Origin of the sequence: Janthinobacterium aquaticum, assembly GCF_009208565.1 — a bacterium.
Lineage (GTDB): Bacteria > Pseudomonadota > Gammaproteobacteria > Burkholderiales > Burkholderiaceae_D > Janthinobacterium.
The window spans coordinates 1-12317 of the sequence record NZ_WFLK01000022.1 but is presented as its reverse complement, the minus strand read 5'-3'; the positions used below and the strand labels follow the sequence as shown (position 1 = coordinate 12317).

Here is a 12317-nt window from a genome sequence, read left to right as displayed (position 1 = left end):
AGGCAGGTTGTAGTACCGGGCGTGTTGCCCATATGTAGTACCCATCCTCTACCGGGCGGATAGTACGCTATCCACAAGTGCGCCGGCATGATGGTTTTCGGAGTGATAAAATGGACCTGATTCAACAATTAGAGCAAGAAGAGATCGCCCGTCTGGGTAAATCGATTCCTGAATTCGCACCTGGCGATACCGTTATCGTCAACGTCAACGTCGTCGAAGGTACGCGCAAGCGCGCCCAGGCATACGAAGGCGTCGTTATCTCGCGTCGTAACCGTGGCCTGAACTCGAACTTCATCGTTCGTAAAATCTCGTCGGGCGAAGGCGTTGAGCGTACGTTCCAACTGTACTCGCCGCTGATCGCTTCGATCGAAGTGAAACGCCGCGGTGACGTTCGTCGTGCCAAACTGTACTATCTGCGTGAGCGTTCGGGCAAATCGGCGCGTATCAAAGAAAAACTGCCAAATCGTCGCGTTGCGGCGAAAGCAAGCGCGTAATACCAGCGTCTGCCTTGGAAAAAGGGGTGCCTTGCGGTGCCCCTTTTCTATTTGTGCAGCCAAAAAACTGGAGTTTTTTGCATGGCGACACTGGCTTTTGATCCAACCAAACTGGCAGTCGATGCGATTGCCGGCGAAGCGGCGCTCGACGCCGAACGCCTGACGCCAGCCTGGCTGCGCCAGCGCCTGGCCAACCCGCCGCAATGGCAGCCTGAAATCACGCGCGACTTCCTGTCTGACCGGCTTGAACCGGTACCAGCCGCGGTATTGATCCCGCTGGTACAGCGCCCCGAGGGCCTGACGATACTGCTGACCCTGCGCACCGCGCACCTGAGCAGCCATGCCGGGCAGGTCAGCTTTCCCGGCGGGCGCAGCGAAGCGTTTGACGTGTCGTCGGTCGATACGGCCCTGCGCGAGACCGAAGAAGAAGTCGGCTTGCCGCGCAGTCATATCGAAGTGCTGGGCAGCCTGCCTGATTACCTGACCGGTACCGGTTACCGCGTCACGCCCGTGGTCGGGCTGGTCACGCCGCCATTCACCTTGCGCGCCGACCCTGGCGAGGTGGCCGAAGTATTCGAGGTGCCGCTGGCTTTTCTGATGGATGGCCTGAACCATCAGCGCCTGTCGGTGGAGCTGCCTGGCGGCCGGCGCTCGTTTTATGCCATGCCTTACGAGCGATTTTACATTTGGGGCGCTACTGCCGGCATGCTGAGGAACCTGTTCCATTTGCTGCGCGCATAGTGCCGCTGGCGACGGTTTTGTCGGGCGTTCTGCGATGCCGGCCAGCGTCCGAATATCGGTTTCGGCTCTAATAAGTTTGATTCCGGCACGGCACTGCGTTATCGTAGCGGGCATTGTGGCATTGCTGTAAAAAACAAAAAGGACGTTCGATGACATTTCTCTCCATACTCTGCGCACTCCTGATCGAGCAGCTCAAACCCTTGCGCGCGGATAATCCCATCTACGCCGAGATCAAGAGCCTGGCGCTGCGCATGGAGACCTGGTTCAACGCCGGCCACGCCAACCACGGCCGCATGGGGTGGTTCCTGATGATGGGCATGCTGATGGTGCCGGCGGCGGGCGTGCATTGGGTGCTCAGGTATTACAACCTGACACTGGGCGTGTTTGTCTGGAACGTGCTGATCGTCTACCTGACGCTGGGCTTTCGCCACTACAGCCATTACTTCACCTCGATCCAGCTGGCCCTGAGCGCCGGCGACGAGGCGCAGGCGCGTGTGCTGCTGGCCGAATGGACCCGGCTCGATACGGTCGGCATGGAGACGACGGAAATCTCGCGCATCGCCGTTGAAAAGGCCTTGATCACCACCCATCGCAATGTCTTCGGCGTGTTTTTCTGGTTTCTGATGCCGCTCGGCCCTGCCTGCGCCGTGATGTACCGGGTGGCCGAATACCTGGCGCGTGCCTGGAACGAACCCGAACATATGCGCAACGAGGCCTTTGGCCAGTTTGCCGCGCGCGCGTTTTACTGGATCGACTGGATTCCCGTGCGCCTGACGGCAGTGGCGTTTGCCGTGGTCGGCAACTTTGAAGACGCGATCTATGCCTGGCGCAACTTTGCCCATCGCTGGCAGGACGAGGCGATCGGCATTATCCTGACCGCTGGAGGCGGCGCCATGGGTGTGCGCCTGGGTACGCCGGCCGAGACGGCCGCGCGCGTGCTCGTCACACCCGACATGGCCGTCGATGAGAGTGACAGCGAAGGGGATGTCCTGCCTGGCGACGAGCCTGGCACGCGCGCCCTGCAGAGCACGGTCGGCCTGGTCTGGCGCGCCCTGCTGCTGTGGATGCTGCTGTTGTTGCTGATGTCGGGCGCCATGTTTCTTGGCTAGAACAGATTGATAGCGAGGGCTGGCACGGCAACGTTCCGGCCCTTTGCTTGGGCGGAGAACACATCAGGCTAGAAGCCAACTCTTCTATAAGATATAATACCTGTACACCGTCGTACCAGTTCGCAGTTGAGCTACCAGCCCGGCCTACCCGCCGGGGCCATTCACGCAATCCAGTCCCGACAAGCCACATGGCCGAGTTATCTCAAAACAACGGAGAACTCTCAAGCGAGTTCTTTATTCTTGGTCTCACCAGCAATGGCAAGCAATTTCGCCCCAGTGATTGGGCCGAACGCCTGTGCGGAGTGATGTCCTGTTTCAATCCCGAAGGCGGCGGGCGCAATGCGCACCTGCAGTATTCCCCATACGTGCGTCCGACCATCGTCAATGGCGTCAAATCGGTGGTGGTCAACGTCAAGCTGCGTGAAATCGAACCGATGGCCTATCACTTCGTGCGCGAATTTGCCAAGGACAACGACCTGCAGATCGTCGAAGCTTGCTTTGTTCCACCCAAGGACGGCAGCTAGTTCCCGTTTGTCTTGTTTGTGCAAGCTGGCCGCACCGCAAGTTTGATATTGCGCAAAAACGATCAAGCCAGCCTGGCTGGTCAATGCTACAGTCGCGATTCCCTGTCCTGGAAATCGCATGAGCTACCTGGCCAAAACATTGTGGTTTATTGAAGCGCACCATGCGCGCAATCTGTCGCTTGCCGAGATTGCCCATGCCGGCGGCGCCTCGCCCTATCACCTTACGCGCGCTTTTTCCCGCTGTACCGGCCAGTCCGTGATGCGCTATGTGCGCGCACGCCGCCTGTCGATTGCCGCCCAGGCGCTGGCGCATGGGGCACACGACATCCTTGCCGTGGCCCTGGAAGCCGGCTACGGTTCGCACGAGGCTTTTACGCGCGCCTTCTGCGCCCAGTTCAGCATCACCCCCGAAACCGTGCGCGCGCAGGGCGACACCAGCGAGCTGGCGCTGACCACCGCCATCCGCTTTGACAAGACCCTGGACATCGCGCTGGAGACGACGCGCTTCATGCAGGCGCCCGCCTTGCAGCTGGCAGGTTTGCGCCAGCGCTACCATCGCCGCAGCTGCGCCGGCATCCCGGCCCTGTGGCAGCGCTTTTTGCCAGACGCCATCGACTGGCCGGTGCGCTATGGCGTGTGCAGTCATTATGATGGCGCCGGCCATTTCGATTATCTGTGCGCGGTGGAACTGACCGATGCCCGGTCCTTGCCCGCCGGCTGGGTACGGCTGGCACTGGCGCCGCAGCGCTATGCGGTGTTCCTGCACCGCGGTCATATTTCCACCATCCGCGCGACCTGGCACACTATCTGGAATGACTGGCTGCCGCAGTCCGGCCTGCAGGTGGTCGATGCCCCCGATTTTGAACGCTATGACCAGCATTTCGACCCTGCCAGCGGCGCCGGCGGGGTGCAGATCTGGCTGCCCGTGAAAGCCTGACGATGTCCGCTACCCTGCCTGTTACGCCGCTGTTTGCCAACGCTGCCACGCATTCCCGGCGCCTGCTGCAGCTGGTCGCCGCGATTGCCGCTGGCGTGCCGCTGTACTTGATGCTTGGGCCGCAACCGGTGCCTTGGCTGGTCTGGTGCGCACCGGTTCCCGTGCTGTGGCTGGTACTGCGTTCCTCGCGCCGCGATGCAGCCGGGACCGGTGCACTGGCGGCGGCCGTGGGCCTGTCGTCGAATCTGGCCTACATGAGTCTGCTGATGCCGTTGACGGCTGTGCTGGCCGCACTGGCGTTCAAGGCGCTGCTGTGGGTATTGGTGCTGCTGTTGACGCGCCGCGTGGTGTTGCGCTACCGCAGCAACTGGTGCGTGCTGACCTATCCGCTGCTGTGGGTGGCCATCGATACCCTGATGGCCAGCCTGCTGCCAGATGGCAACTGGGGTAGTCTTGCTTATTCGCAGGCCGATCAGCTGCCGCTGCTGCAGGTTGTGGCGTTCGCTGGCGTGCCCGGCCTGCTGTTTCTGGTCTGCCTGGTGCCATCGGCCCTGGCTCTGCTGCTGGCGGGCGGCCGCCAACATGCGCCCGCTGCCATCGCCACGGCGGCGCTGCTGGCCCTGGCGTGGGCTGGCGGTGCGTATCGCCTGCAGGCGACGCCGGCAGCAGCGCCCGGTGCGCTGGTCGGCCTGGCTGTAATCGATGATTTTTTGGCGCCGCAGATGCCGCCGGCACTGGCGCAGGCGGTATGGGATCGCTATGCACAGCAGGTGGCGCAACTTGCCGGGCAGGGCGCCACGGTCGTGCTGCTGCCGGAAAAGATTGCCACGCTATCGCCCGACGCCGCCGTAGCGCTGCAACAGCGGTTTGGCGCGCTGGCGCAGCGTCTGGGAATCTGGATCGCGCTGGGCATTGCCGTGCAGGACCAGCAGGGCAGGCGTAATCTGGCTTTACTGTTCAGTCCCGATGGCGCGCCGTCCGTGAGCTACCAGAAACACCACCTGGCGCCGCCCGAGCGCGACTTTCTTGCCGGCAGCGCCTATCAGCTGCAGTCGGTGGCAGGCCAGTCCATGGGCCTGGCCGTCTGCAAGGATATGCATTTTGCCGCCTTCGGCCATGCCTACGGCGCCGCTGGCGCGCAGGCAATGCTGGTGCCGGCCTGGGATTTCGGTCTCGACGCCTGGATGGGGGCGCGCATGACGCTGGTACGCGGCGTGGAAAATGGCTACGGCGTGGTGCGCGCCTCGCGCAAGGGGCTGCTGACGGTTAGCGACGCCTATGGCCGCGTGCTGGCCGAGCGCGCCAGCAGCAGCCTGCCTGGCAGCACGCTGCTGGCGCCGATGCCCGGCAGGACGGCGGCGGCGCCCTGGGCACGGTGGCTAGGGCCGCTGTTCGGCTGGCTGTGCGTGGCAGCCAGCGCGTTGCTGCTGGCGCTATTGCTGCATGCCAGGTTGCGCCGGCAGCCATAGCGCCTTATCCTCGCGCCAAAAAAATGGCCCCGGTTGTACGGGGCCATTTCATTCAGGCTGCCGGGGGCAGCTTACTGTGCAGCTGCTGCCGGCGCTGCCGCTGCAGTAGCAGGGCGGTTCAGCCAGAAGATCCAGTAGCGCGCCAGGTCGCTCACACCTTCGCCGCCCTTGACCGATTCCAGCACCTTGATGGCTTCGTCTTTCTTGCCGGCCATGGCCAGCGAGTAGCCGAGGCGCAGCTTGGCGTCTTCAGGGCGCTTCAGGCCGCCTTTGGCGATGCCTTTCTGGATCAGGTCGATACCTTTGTCGAACTGGTCCATCGTCACGAAGGCGTAGCCCAGGTTGACCAGGCCGGTACCATCCTTGCTCTTGTTGGCGGCCGCTTCGCCGCTGGCGATGTTTTTGGCGTCGTCGGCCGCTGCCTTGTTGGCCTGGTCACGCAGCTTCTTGTGTTTGGCGGCGTTGCCGCCGGTACCGAGCACGCCCTTGGCAAAGCCGGCGTCCAGCACTTTTTTCGCTTCGGTCGGGAAGGCGTTCTGCAGTGCGATTTCCGCCATGTCGCTGTAGTCCTGCGGCGGCATGGTCGAGACGGCCTTGAATTGCAGGCGCAACACATCGAGCGCAAAGCGGTCCGAATAGCCGGCCTTGCCTTGCACGCGGCCCAGCAGGTCGGTCCAGTAGTCGTCTGACGGGTAGTAGCGCACCAGGTTTTCCATCGCCGTCAGGTAGGTGGTCGGGTCCTTGCTCTTCGAGCCGGTATTGGCCAGCAACTGCAGTTCTTCAAGGGTCGGCGTCTGGCCGGCTTGCTGCTTGGCCGCCAGATCGGCCAGCAGTTCCTGCTTGGCGCGCGCGAAATCGTTATTGAAGTAGTAGGCGCGGATAATGTAAGGACGCACAGTGGCAATATCGCCGGTTTCGGTCTGGTAGCGGGTAAACCATTTGATGGCGTTGGCGTAGTCCTTGGCGTTGTAGTGGTAGTTGGCCAGCGCCTGGATAAAGTCGCCCTGCGATTTCTTGTCCAGCTTGCCCGACTCGATTACCGCTTCGAGCGCCGTCATGGCCATCGGCGCATTGTTGGTGGTCGAGGCCAGCGCCACGCGCAGGCGGTTGAGAACGAAGGTCTCATACGGCGTCAGGGCAGGGATGGCGGCGGCTTGGTCGATGCGGCTTTGCACGTCGGCGTAGTTCTTGGCGTCCATCGACGCTTTGACGGCAGCCGGCTCGAGCAGCTTGAAGATCTCCGGGCGCACGGTGTCGGCCGGTGCAGCGGCTGGCGCGCCGGCGGCGGCTGGCTGAGCTTCCTGGGCGTGCGACAGCGCAGGCAGCATATTGAAGCCGATGGCGGCGATCAGCACGCTGAGACGGGCAAGGCGGAATTGGGACATGGTCGATCCTTCAATTAATAACAAAGGGACGCTCCCGCATCGGCGCAGGCCGCGTCGTGCGCGGCGTCGCTGGGGCGGGAGCATGCAAAAGGCGTATTTTGCCATTTCCAGCCCCGCAAGTCACAGCCGGGCCGAATGGCTAAGCGGCTATTGTCACATAAACCGGCGCAGGCGGGCGTCTGGCGTGCGCGGCGCCGGCCGCTTCAACTGGTGCGGGTGACCTTGCTTAAATGGCGCGGTGCATCGGGATTCATGCCGCGCGCCGCCGCCAGCTGCGCCGCCATCACATAAAAGGACTGGATCGCCACGATCGGGTCCAGATCCGGCGTGCCGGCCACCGGCAGCGTCAGGTCGCGCGAGGCAACGTCGTGCGGGGCGGCCAGCAGCACGCGCGCGCCGCGCCCGCGCATGTCGTCGGCCAGTTGCAGCAGGCCGGCCTGGGACGGGCCGCGGGTGGCAAAGATCAGCAGCGGATAGCCTTCTTCGATCAGCGCCATCGGGCCATGGCGGATTTCCGCGCCGCTGAACGCCTCGGCCTGCAGCGCCGAGGTCTCCTTGAACTTCAAGGCCGCCTCCAGCGCCACCGGAAAGCCGATGCCGCGCCCGACCACCATGATATTGCGGGCTGGCGCCAGCACCTCGATGGCCGGCGACCAGTCGATGGCGCCGGCCTGGTACAGTGCCCCCGGCAGATCTTGCAGCGCGCCTTGCAGTTCGGGATCGTTCTGCCACTGCGCCACCATGCGGGCGCCGGCCACCAGGCTGGCGATAAAGCTCTTGGTGGCCGCCACGCTGTGCTCCGGGCCGGCGCGCAGCGGCATGGCCCATTCTGCGGCATGGGCCAGCGGTGAATCGATATCATTGACCAGCGCCACGGTGGTGGCGCCGCCGTCGCGGAAATAGCGGATCGGCTCGACCACATCAGGGCTCTGGCCAGATTGCGAGATGGCGATGGCCAGCGTGTTGCGCGTGGCCAGTGGCGACTTGTTGAGCGTGACCAGCGACATCGGCAGCGACGCCACCACCCGGCCCAGGCGCGCCATGATCAGGTAGGCGACATAGTTGCAGGCGTGATCGGAGCTGCCGCGCGCGATCGTCAGTGCGCTGGAAAACGCTGTACTGCGCAGTTTGCGGCCCAGTTCGGCGTAACGGTCGCCGTCGTTGGCCAGTTGCTGCGCCACGCAGTCGGCGGCAGACAGGGCTTCTTCAAGCATCAGCGAGGTCAAGGCGCTCTCCTTCGATGTAAACGGTTTTCAGTTGCAGATTGCGGTCCAGCACCACCAGGTCGGCCCAAGCGCCGACGGCCAGGCGGCCGCGCTCGGGCAGGCCCAGGTAGTCGGCAGCGTTGGTCGAGACGCGCCGCGAGGCGTCAGCCAGGTCCAGTCCCAGGCCGACCAGGTTGCGCAGCGCCTGGTCGAGCGTCAGGGTGCTGCCGGCCAGGGTGCCGTCGGGCAGGCGTACGCCGCCCAGGCATTTGTGCACCACCTGGCGTCCCAGCATGTACTGGCCGTCCGGCATGCCGGTGGCGGCGGTCGAGTCGGTCACGCAGTACAGGTGGGGAATGGCGCGCAGCGCCACCTTGATGGCGCCCGGATGCACGTGCAGCAGGTCCGGAATCAGCTCGGCGTACTGCGCGTGCGCCAGCGCAGCTCCGGCCATGCCCGGTTCGCGATGGTGCAGGCCGCTCATGGCGTTGAACAGATGGGTGAAGCCGGCCGCGCCGTGCTCGAGCGCGGCCACGCCGTCGTCGTAGCTGCCCGAGGTATGGCCGATCTGCACGCGCACGCCGCGTTCGGCCAGCGCGCGCACCAGTTCCAGGTGGCCGGGAAGCTCCGGCGCCACCGTGATCACGCGCAGCGGCGCGATCGCCTGCAGCCGCTCGATCTCGGCCAGGCTGGCCGCGCGCGCAAAGTCGGGCTGGGCGCCAAGCTTGCTGGCGTTGATGTACGGACCTTCCAGGTGCGCGCCCAGCACGCGCGCTGCGTGCGGGCGCCGTTCGCGCACTGCCTTGCCGATGGCGAGGAGGGCCGTGTCGATATCGGCTGGCGGCGCCGTCATGGTGGTGGCCAGCAGGCTGGTGGTGCCGTGGCGCGCGTGAATGGCGGCAATTGCTTGCACCGCGTCGCCGCCCTGCATCACATCCTGGCCGCCGCCGCCGTGCACATGCAGGTCGATAAAACCGGGCAGGATATAGTCGTCGCCATTGCTGGCCGGATCGACCGGTGCGCCGTCGATGGCGGTGATGCGCTCATTGCAGGCCAGCGCGCCGTGCAGCCAGCCGCCAGGCGTGAGGATATTGCCACGGAGTGTCATGTGTTCTCCTTCTGTAAGGACAGTTGCTGGCGCAGCAGGTGCAGCGCGCCGCTGGCCGAATCGCCTTGCGCCGGCAGCACGCGCTGCAGCAGTTCGGCCGGCAAATAGGGCGACAGCGGCGCGGCCAGGCCGCCGCACAGGGCCAGCGACAGGGTGCCGGCCGGGTCCAGGGCGCTGGCCATCAGTGCAATCTGCCGGCCTGCCTCCTGCGCGATGGCGCGGGCCGCCGCATCGCTGCCGGCATGCTGCAGTACCAGCGGCGCCAGCGTGGCGTAGGTGGTCTGGGTGGCTGCCGCCAGCCAGTCCTGCACCGCGTGGCGCTGGCCGCCGCAGGCTTTGATCACGGCGGTGGCAAAGGCGCCACCGGCCAGGCGGCCGTCCATCACCTGCTGCGCGTGGGCGATGGCGCGCAGGCCCATCCAGGCGCCGCCCGCCTCGTCGCCGGACGGAAAACCCCAGCCGCCCACTTCGCGCCGCGTCCCGTCGGCCTGCAGCACCTCGCCCACGCTGCCGGTGCCGATGGCAATAATGGCGCCAGGCCTGCCGCCATGCGCGCCCAGCATGGTGGTCAGGGCGTCGGACGCCAGCGCCAGTGCGCCGTAACCGGGATCATGGCTGACAAAACTGTCGGCCCACTGCTGATTGTGCACGCCGGCCAGTCCCAGTCCCAGCGCCAGTTGCGCCAGTGGCGGCTGCGCCAGGCCGGCCTCGCCGAAGGCTTGCGCCACCAGGCTGTTGATGGTGTCCCAGGCGGGCCCGACGCCGTGCGCCAGGCCCGACGGGCCGCCTTGTGCCTGTGCCAGCAATTGCCCGCCGGCCTGTTCCAGGCGCACGCGCGTGCCGCTGCCGCCGCCGTCGACGCCGATATGGTATGCGATCATAGGGGAGGATAAATAAGGAAAATAAATAAGGAAAACGCCGCAGAAAAGGTGAAGCGACTATAGGGTGCTGCCGAAACGCTTGTCAACAGGTATTTGATTGGTATTAACAACTTCAGCACCAGTTGGTGGTTGGTGTTGCTTAATAGTAAGCTTGGCAAGCGCCGTCAAGCGGAGTACAGTCCGCCTTTTACACGATGGGACATGCAAGATGAACGACAAGACAGGTAACAGCGCCTATTGGGACGAGTGGCAGCGCGAAGCGCTCGAGGCCGGCGTATCGGCGCCGCTGGCGGCGCTGGGCGCGGAACTGATGCGCACCAATCGCAAGAATCGCTGGCCGAAAGATTTCTTGGGCCGCGAAAGCGATGGCCCGGTCATGCTCGAGATTTGCCTGGAAGACGAGGCCGAAGCCGAAATGCTGTTTATGGAAAACCTGCATCCGTATGATACGGTGTTGCTGGAAAAAACCCGCCGGCGTCTGTGCCTGCATTGAGTTGACGGCTGGCGCGAGCGTTTCAGTGGTTGAATTTCTCGCTGCGCTGGCCGCTGCCCACGCGCAGCAACAGCAGGCCGACAGCCACCGCCAGCAGCACATGCGGCGCTGGCTCATTCAGGCCAGGCTCAGGTTCGCGCGCCGACGCGCCTGCCGGTGCCGCCGGCACCACAGCGATGGACGGCGCGGCTTGCGTGCGGGCGGTAACGACATCACTGGTGATCAATACCGACAGAAGTGCGCTCGTCAAAAGCAGGTTTTTCATTTTCTATGGAAACTCTAGCCGTGAGTGCAGGGAAAGAATAGTTGCTCCCGAGGCTACTGGAATATAATTTTGCAAACTGCAGGCATTAGACCATAGGTTGTGCTGGATAGAAATATATTTTTGATATTAATTATTTGCATTTTTATAATCAATTATTTTCTACTAATATCGGCGCAGAGGGCTGGCATGGATTTTTTACAGGGCAGTGTCATAATGGCCGTGGCAGCGTTCCTGAAGGAGTAGTCCATGAAGAAGATCACGATGGTCGCTTGGCTGGCGCTGGCGCCGGCACTTGCGTTGGCGCAGCAAAAGCCGCCGCCGTCGACCTTCGGCCAGGTGGTGGGCAACGCCGTGCTGTGCCTGGACCAGATAGAAAACAAGTCCTTCTATGCCTATCTGCTCTCTTCGTTCGGCCCGGCCTATAAGCATGAGGGTGGCGCTTACTGGTTCCGCACCGATGCCGTGCTGTGGGGCGCGCCCATTACCGATGTGATCGTCAGTGACGACACTACCGACCTGGTCTTCATGGGCGTGGTGGCCGACTCCACGCCGGAAAAACTGGAGCCGGCCATCCGCGCTGCAGCCGGTTTGCGCTATACCAAAGCCGATAATTCAGCATTTCCTGTCCGCAATTCCGTGCCTGGCAGTAAAATCGTCTACTTCCGCGACAAGGCGAAAGTCTATTGCGCCCGCTTCAAGCCTTTGCCGCCGGCGCAGACGCGCTGAAGCTTGCTTGCTGGCAGCAGGCCATTTTGATCGTCCCATCTGCAGGGTCTCCATGTACACGCATTACTTCCAGCTCAAGCAGTCGCCTTTTTCCATCGCCCCCGATCCCCGCTATCTGTTCATGAGCGAACGCCATCGCGAGGCGCTGGCCCATTTGCTTTATGGGATAGGCAGCGGCGGCGGCTTTGTGTTGCTGACAGGCGAGATCGGTGCCGGCAAGACCACCGTCTGCCGCTGCTTCATGGAACAGATTCCGGAAAACTGCCAGCTCGGCTATATCTTCAATCCCAAGCTGTCGGTGGAGGAGTTGCTGCAGTCGATCTGCGAAGAGTTTCATATCGCGCCCGAACAGGGCGTGGCCAGCGTCAAGGGCTATGTGGACGCCATCAACCGCCATTTGCTGGCCAGCCATGCGCAGGGCCGCAACAATGTGCTTATTATCGACGAGGCGCAAAACCTGTCGGCAGCGGTGCTCGAGCAGCTGCGCCTGTTGACCAACTTGGAAACGAGCGAACGCAAGCTGCTGCAGATTATCCTGATCGGCCAGCCGGAACTGCGCGCCATGCTGGCCAGGCCGGAACTGGAGCAACTGGCGCAGCGCGTGATTGCCCGCTATCACCTGGGCTCGCTTTCGGCCGACGAGACAGCCAGTTATGTTGCACACCGGCTGGCCGTGGCCGGCAGCACCGCCCGCGCGCCGTTTGCGCCGCGCCTGATGGCGCAGATCCACAAGCTCAGCCATGGCGTGCCGCGTCGCATCAACCTGCTGTGCGACCGCGCCCTGCTGGGCGCGTATGTGGAAAACCAGCCGCAGGTCACGCGCAAGATTTTGCACAAGGCTGCCGCCGAAGTCTTTGCCGAAGAAGGGCCGGCGGCCACGCCAGGGCGCCTGCGCTGGCTGCAGGTGACCGGCGGCGTGCTGGCCGGCGCGGCCGTGACCGGGGCGCTGGCCTGGCATTTCCTGCCGGCGCTGGCACCGG

14 protein-coding genes are annotated in these 12317 nt (G+C 63.8%); 9 read left to right on the top strand and 5 right to left on the bottom strand.

The window, feature by feature from the left end:
* Positions 1–110 precede the first annotated feature (110 nt).
* The 6 genes from rplS (at position 111) to GCM43_RS24735 (ending at position 5274) form a co-directional block, all read left to right on the top strand.
* Positions 111–494 (top strand): 50S ribosomal protein L19, encoded by a 384-nt coding sequence (rplS, locus tag GCM43_RS24760; protein WP_152248541.1) that lies wholly within the window; start codon positions 111–113, stop codon positions 492–494.
* Between the two features lie 81 nt (positions 495–575).
* Entirely contained in the window at positions 576–1235 is a 660-nt protein-coding gene (locus tag GCM43_RS24755; RefSeq protein ID WP_152248540.1) for a CoA pyrophosphatase, read from the top strand.
* A gap of 149 nt (positions 1236–1384) precedes the next feature.
* The gene (locus GCM43_RS24750) at positions 1385–2344 is read left to right on the top strand and encodes a CobD/CbiB family protein (RefSeq protein ID WP_152248539.1); all 960 of its coding nucleotides are present in this window, start codon (positions 1385–1387) and stop codon (positions 2342–2344) included.
* A gap of 188 nt (positions 2345–2532) precedes the next feature.
* Positions 2533–2868, top strand: coding sequence for a DUF3579 domain-containing protein (locus GCM43_RS24745; RefSeq protein WP_152248538.1), 336 nt, complete (start codon positions 2533–2535; stop codon positions 2866–2868).
* A gap of 118 nt (positions 2869–2986) precedes the next feature.
* The gene (locus GCM43_RS24740) at positions 2987–3805 is read left to right on the top strand and encodes an AraC family transcriptional regulator (protein WP_152248537.1); all 819 of its coding nucleotides are present in this window, start codon (positions 2987–2989) and stop codon (positions 3803–3805) included.
* 2 nt (positions 3806–3807) lie between these two features.
* Positions 3808–5274 (top strand): nitrilase-related carbon-nitrogen hydrolase, encoded by a 1467-nt coding sequence (locus GCM43_RS24735; RefSeq protein ID WP_152248536.1) that lies wholly within the window; start codon positions 3808–3810, stop codon positions 5272–5274.
* Positions 5275–5345: 71 nt separating this feature from the next.
* Here the strand turns inward: GCM43_RS24735 and GCM43_RS24730 are convergent, their stop codons facing one another.
* The 4 genes from GCM43_RS24730 to GCM43_RS24715 form a co-directional block, all read right to left on the bottom strand.
* Entirely contained in the window at positions 5346–6659 is a 1314-nt protein-coding gene (locus tag GCM43_RS24730) for a tetratricopeptide repeat protein (RefSeq protein ID WP_152248535.1), read from the bottom strand.
* A 203-nt stretch (positions 6660–6862) separates the two neighbouring features.
* The gene (locus tag GCM43_RS24725; RefSeq protein WP_193315741.1) at positions 6863–7873 is read right to left on the bottom strand and encodes an SIS domain-containing protein; all 1011 of its coding nucleotides are present in this window, start codon (positions 7871–7873) and stop codon (positions 6863–6865) included.
* The gene (gene nagA / locus GCM43_RS24720) at positions 7866–8972 is read right to left on the bottom strand and encodes an N-acetylglucosamine-6-phosphate deacetylase (protein WP_152248534.1); all 1107 of its coding nucleotides are present in this window, start codon (positions 8970–8972) and stop codon (positions 7866–7868) included. The genes GCM43_RS24725 and nagA overlap by 8 nt, the downstream gene beginning before the upstream one ends.
* A complete protein-coding gene (locus GCM43_RS24715) occupies positions 8969–9853 on the bottom strand; it encodes a glucosamine kinase nucleotide-binding domain-containing protein (RefSeq protein WP_152248533.1) in 885 nt (294 codons plus the stop codon). Before GCM43_RS24715 ends, nagA begins: the two co-directional genes overlap by 4 nt.
* 208 nt (positions 9854–10061) lie before the next feature.
* On the opposite strand from GCM43_RS24715, the gene GCM43_RS24710 reads away from it, so the two are divergent.
* Positions 10062–10346 carry a hypothetical protein gene (locus GCM43_RS24710; protein ID WP_152248532.1) on the top strand — a complete coding sequence of 95 codons (285 nt, stop codon included), beginning with the start codon at positions 10062–10064 and terminating at the stop codon, positions 10344–10346.
* Between the two features lie 22 nt (positions 10347–10368).
* Here GCM43_RS24710 and GCM43_RS24705 read toward each other — a convergent pair whose 3' ends face one another.
* Positions 10369–10596 carry a hypothetical protein gene (locus GCM43_RS24705; protein WP_152248531.1) on the bottom strand — a complete coding sequence of 76 codons (228 nt, stop codon included), beginning with the start codon at positions 10594–10596 and terminating at the stop codon, positions 10369–10371.
* A gap of 261 nt (positions 10597–10857) precedes the next feature.
* On the opposite strand from GCM43_RS24705, the gene GCM43_RS24700 reads away from it, so the two are divergent.
* Together GCM43_RS24700 and GCM43_RS24695 are read left to right on the top strand one after the other, a co-directional pair.
* Positions 10858–11337 carry a hypothetical protein gene (locus GCM43_RS24700; RefSeq protein ID WP_152248530.1) on the top strand — a complete coding sequence of 160 codons (480 nt, stop codon included), beginning with the start codon at positions 10858–10860 and terminating at the stop codon, positions 11335–11337.
* A gap of 52 nt (positions 11338–11389) precedes the next feature.
* A partial coding sequence (locus GCM43_RS24695; protein ID WP_152248529.1) for an ExeA family protein occupies positions 11390–12317 on the top strand: 928 nt, incomplete at its 3' end.

What these genes read in the sequence shown, in the direction of transcription:
- GCM43_RS24750 (WP_152248539.1), top strand. Translation starts at nt 1,385, where the DNA reads ATGACATTTCTCTCCATACTCTGCGCACTCCTGATCGAGCAGCTCAAA.
- nagA (WP_152248534.1), bottom strand. Translation starts at nt 8,972, where the DNA reads ATGACACTCCGTGGCAATATCCTCACGCCTGGCGGCTGGCTGCACGGC.
- GCM43_RS24745 (WP_152248538.1), top strand. Translation starts at nt 2,533, where the DNA reads ATGGCCGAGTTATCTCAAAACAACGGAGAACTCTCAAGCGAGTTCTTT.
- GCM43_RS24730 (WP_152248535.1), bottom strand. Translation starts at nt 6,659, where the DNA reads ATGTCCCAATTCCGCCTTGCCCGTCTCAGCGTGCTGATCGCCGCCATC.
- GCM43_RS24755 (WP_152248540.1), top strand. Translation starts at nt 576, where the DNA reads ATGGCGACACTGGCTTTTGATCCAACCAAACTGGCAGTCGATGCGATT.
- GCM43_RS24740 (WP_152248537.1), top strand. Translation starts at nt 2,987, where the DNA reads ATGAGCTACCTGGCCAAAACATTGTGGTTTATTGAAGCGCACCATGCG.
- GCM43_RS24700 (WP_152248530.1), top strand. Translation starts at nt 10,858, where the DNA reads ATGAAGAAGATCACGATGGTCGCTTGGCTGGCGCTGGCGCCGGCACTT.
- rplS (WP_152248541.1), top strand. Translation starts at nt 111, where the DNA reads ATGGACCTGATTCAACAATTAGAGCAAGAAGAGATCGCCCGTCTGGGT.
- GCM43_RS24735 (WP_152248536.1), top strand. Translation starts at nt 3,808, where the DNA reads ATGTCCGCTACCCTGCCTGTTACGCCGCTGTTTGCCAACGCTGCCACG.
- GCM43_RS24725 (WP_193315741.1), bottom strand. Translation starts at nt 7,873, where the DNA reads ATGCTTGAAGAAGCCCTGTCTGCCGCCGACTGCGTGGCGCAGCAACTG.
- GCM43_RS24710 (WP_152248532.1), top strand. Translation starts at nt 10,062, where the DNA reads ATGAACGACAAGACAGGTAACAGCGCCTATTGGGACGAGTGGCAGCGC.
- GCM43_RS24715 (WP_152248533.1), bottom strand. Translation starts at nt 9,853, where the DNA reads ATGATCGCATACCATATCGGCGTCGACGGCGGCGGCAGCGGCACGCGC.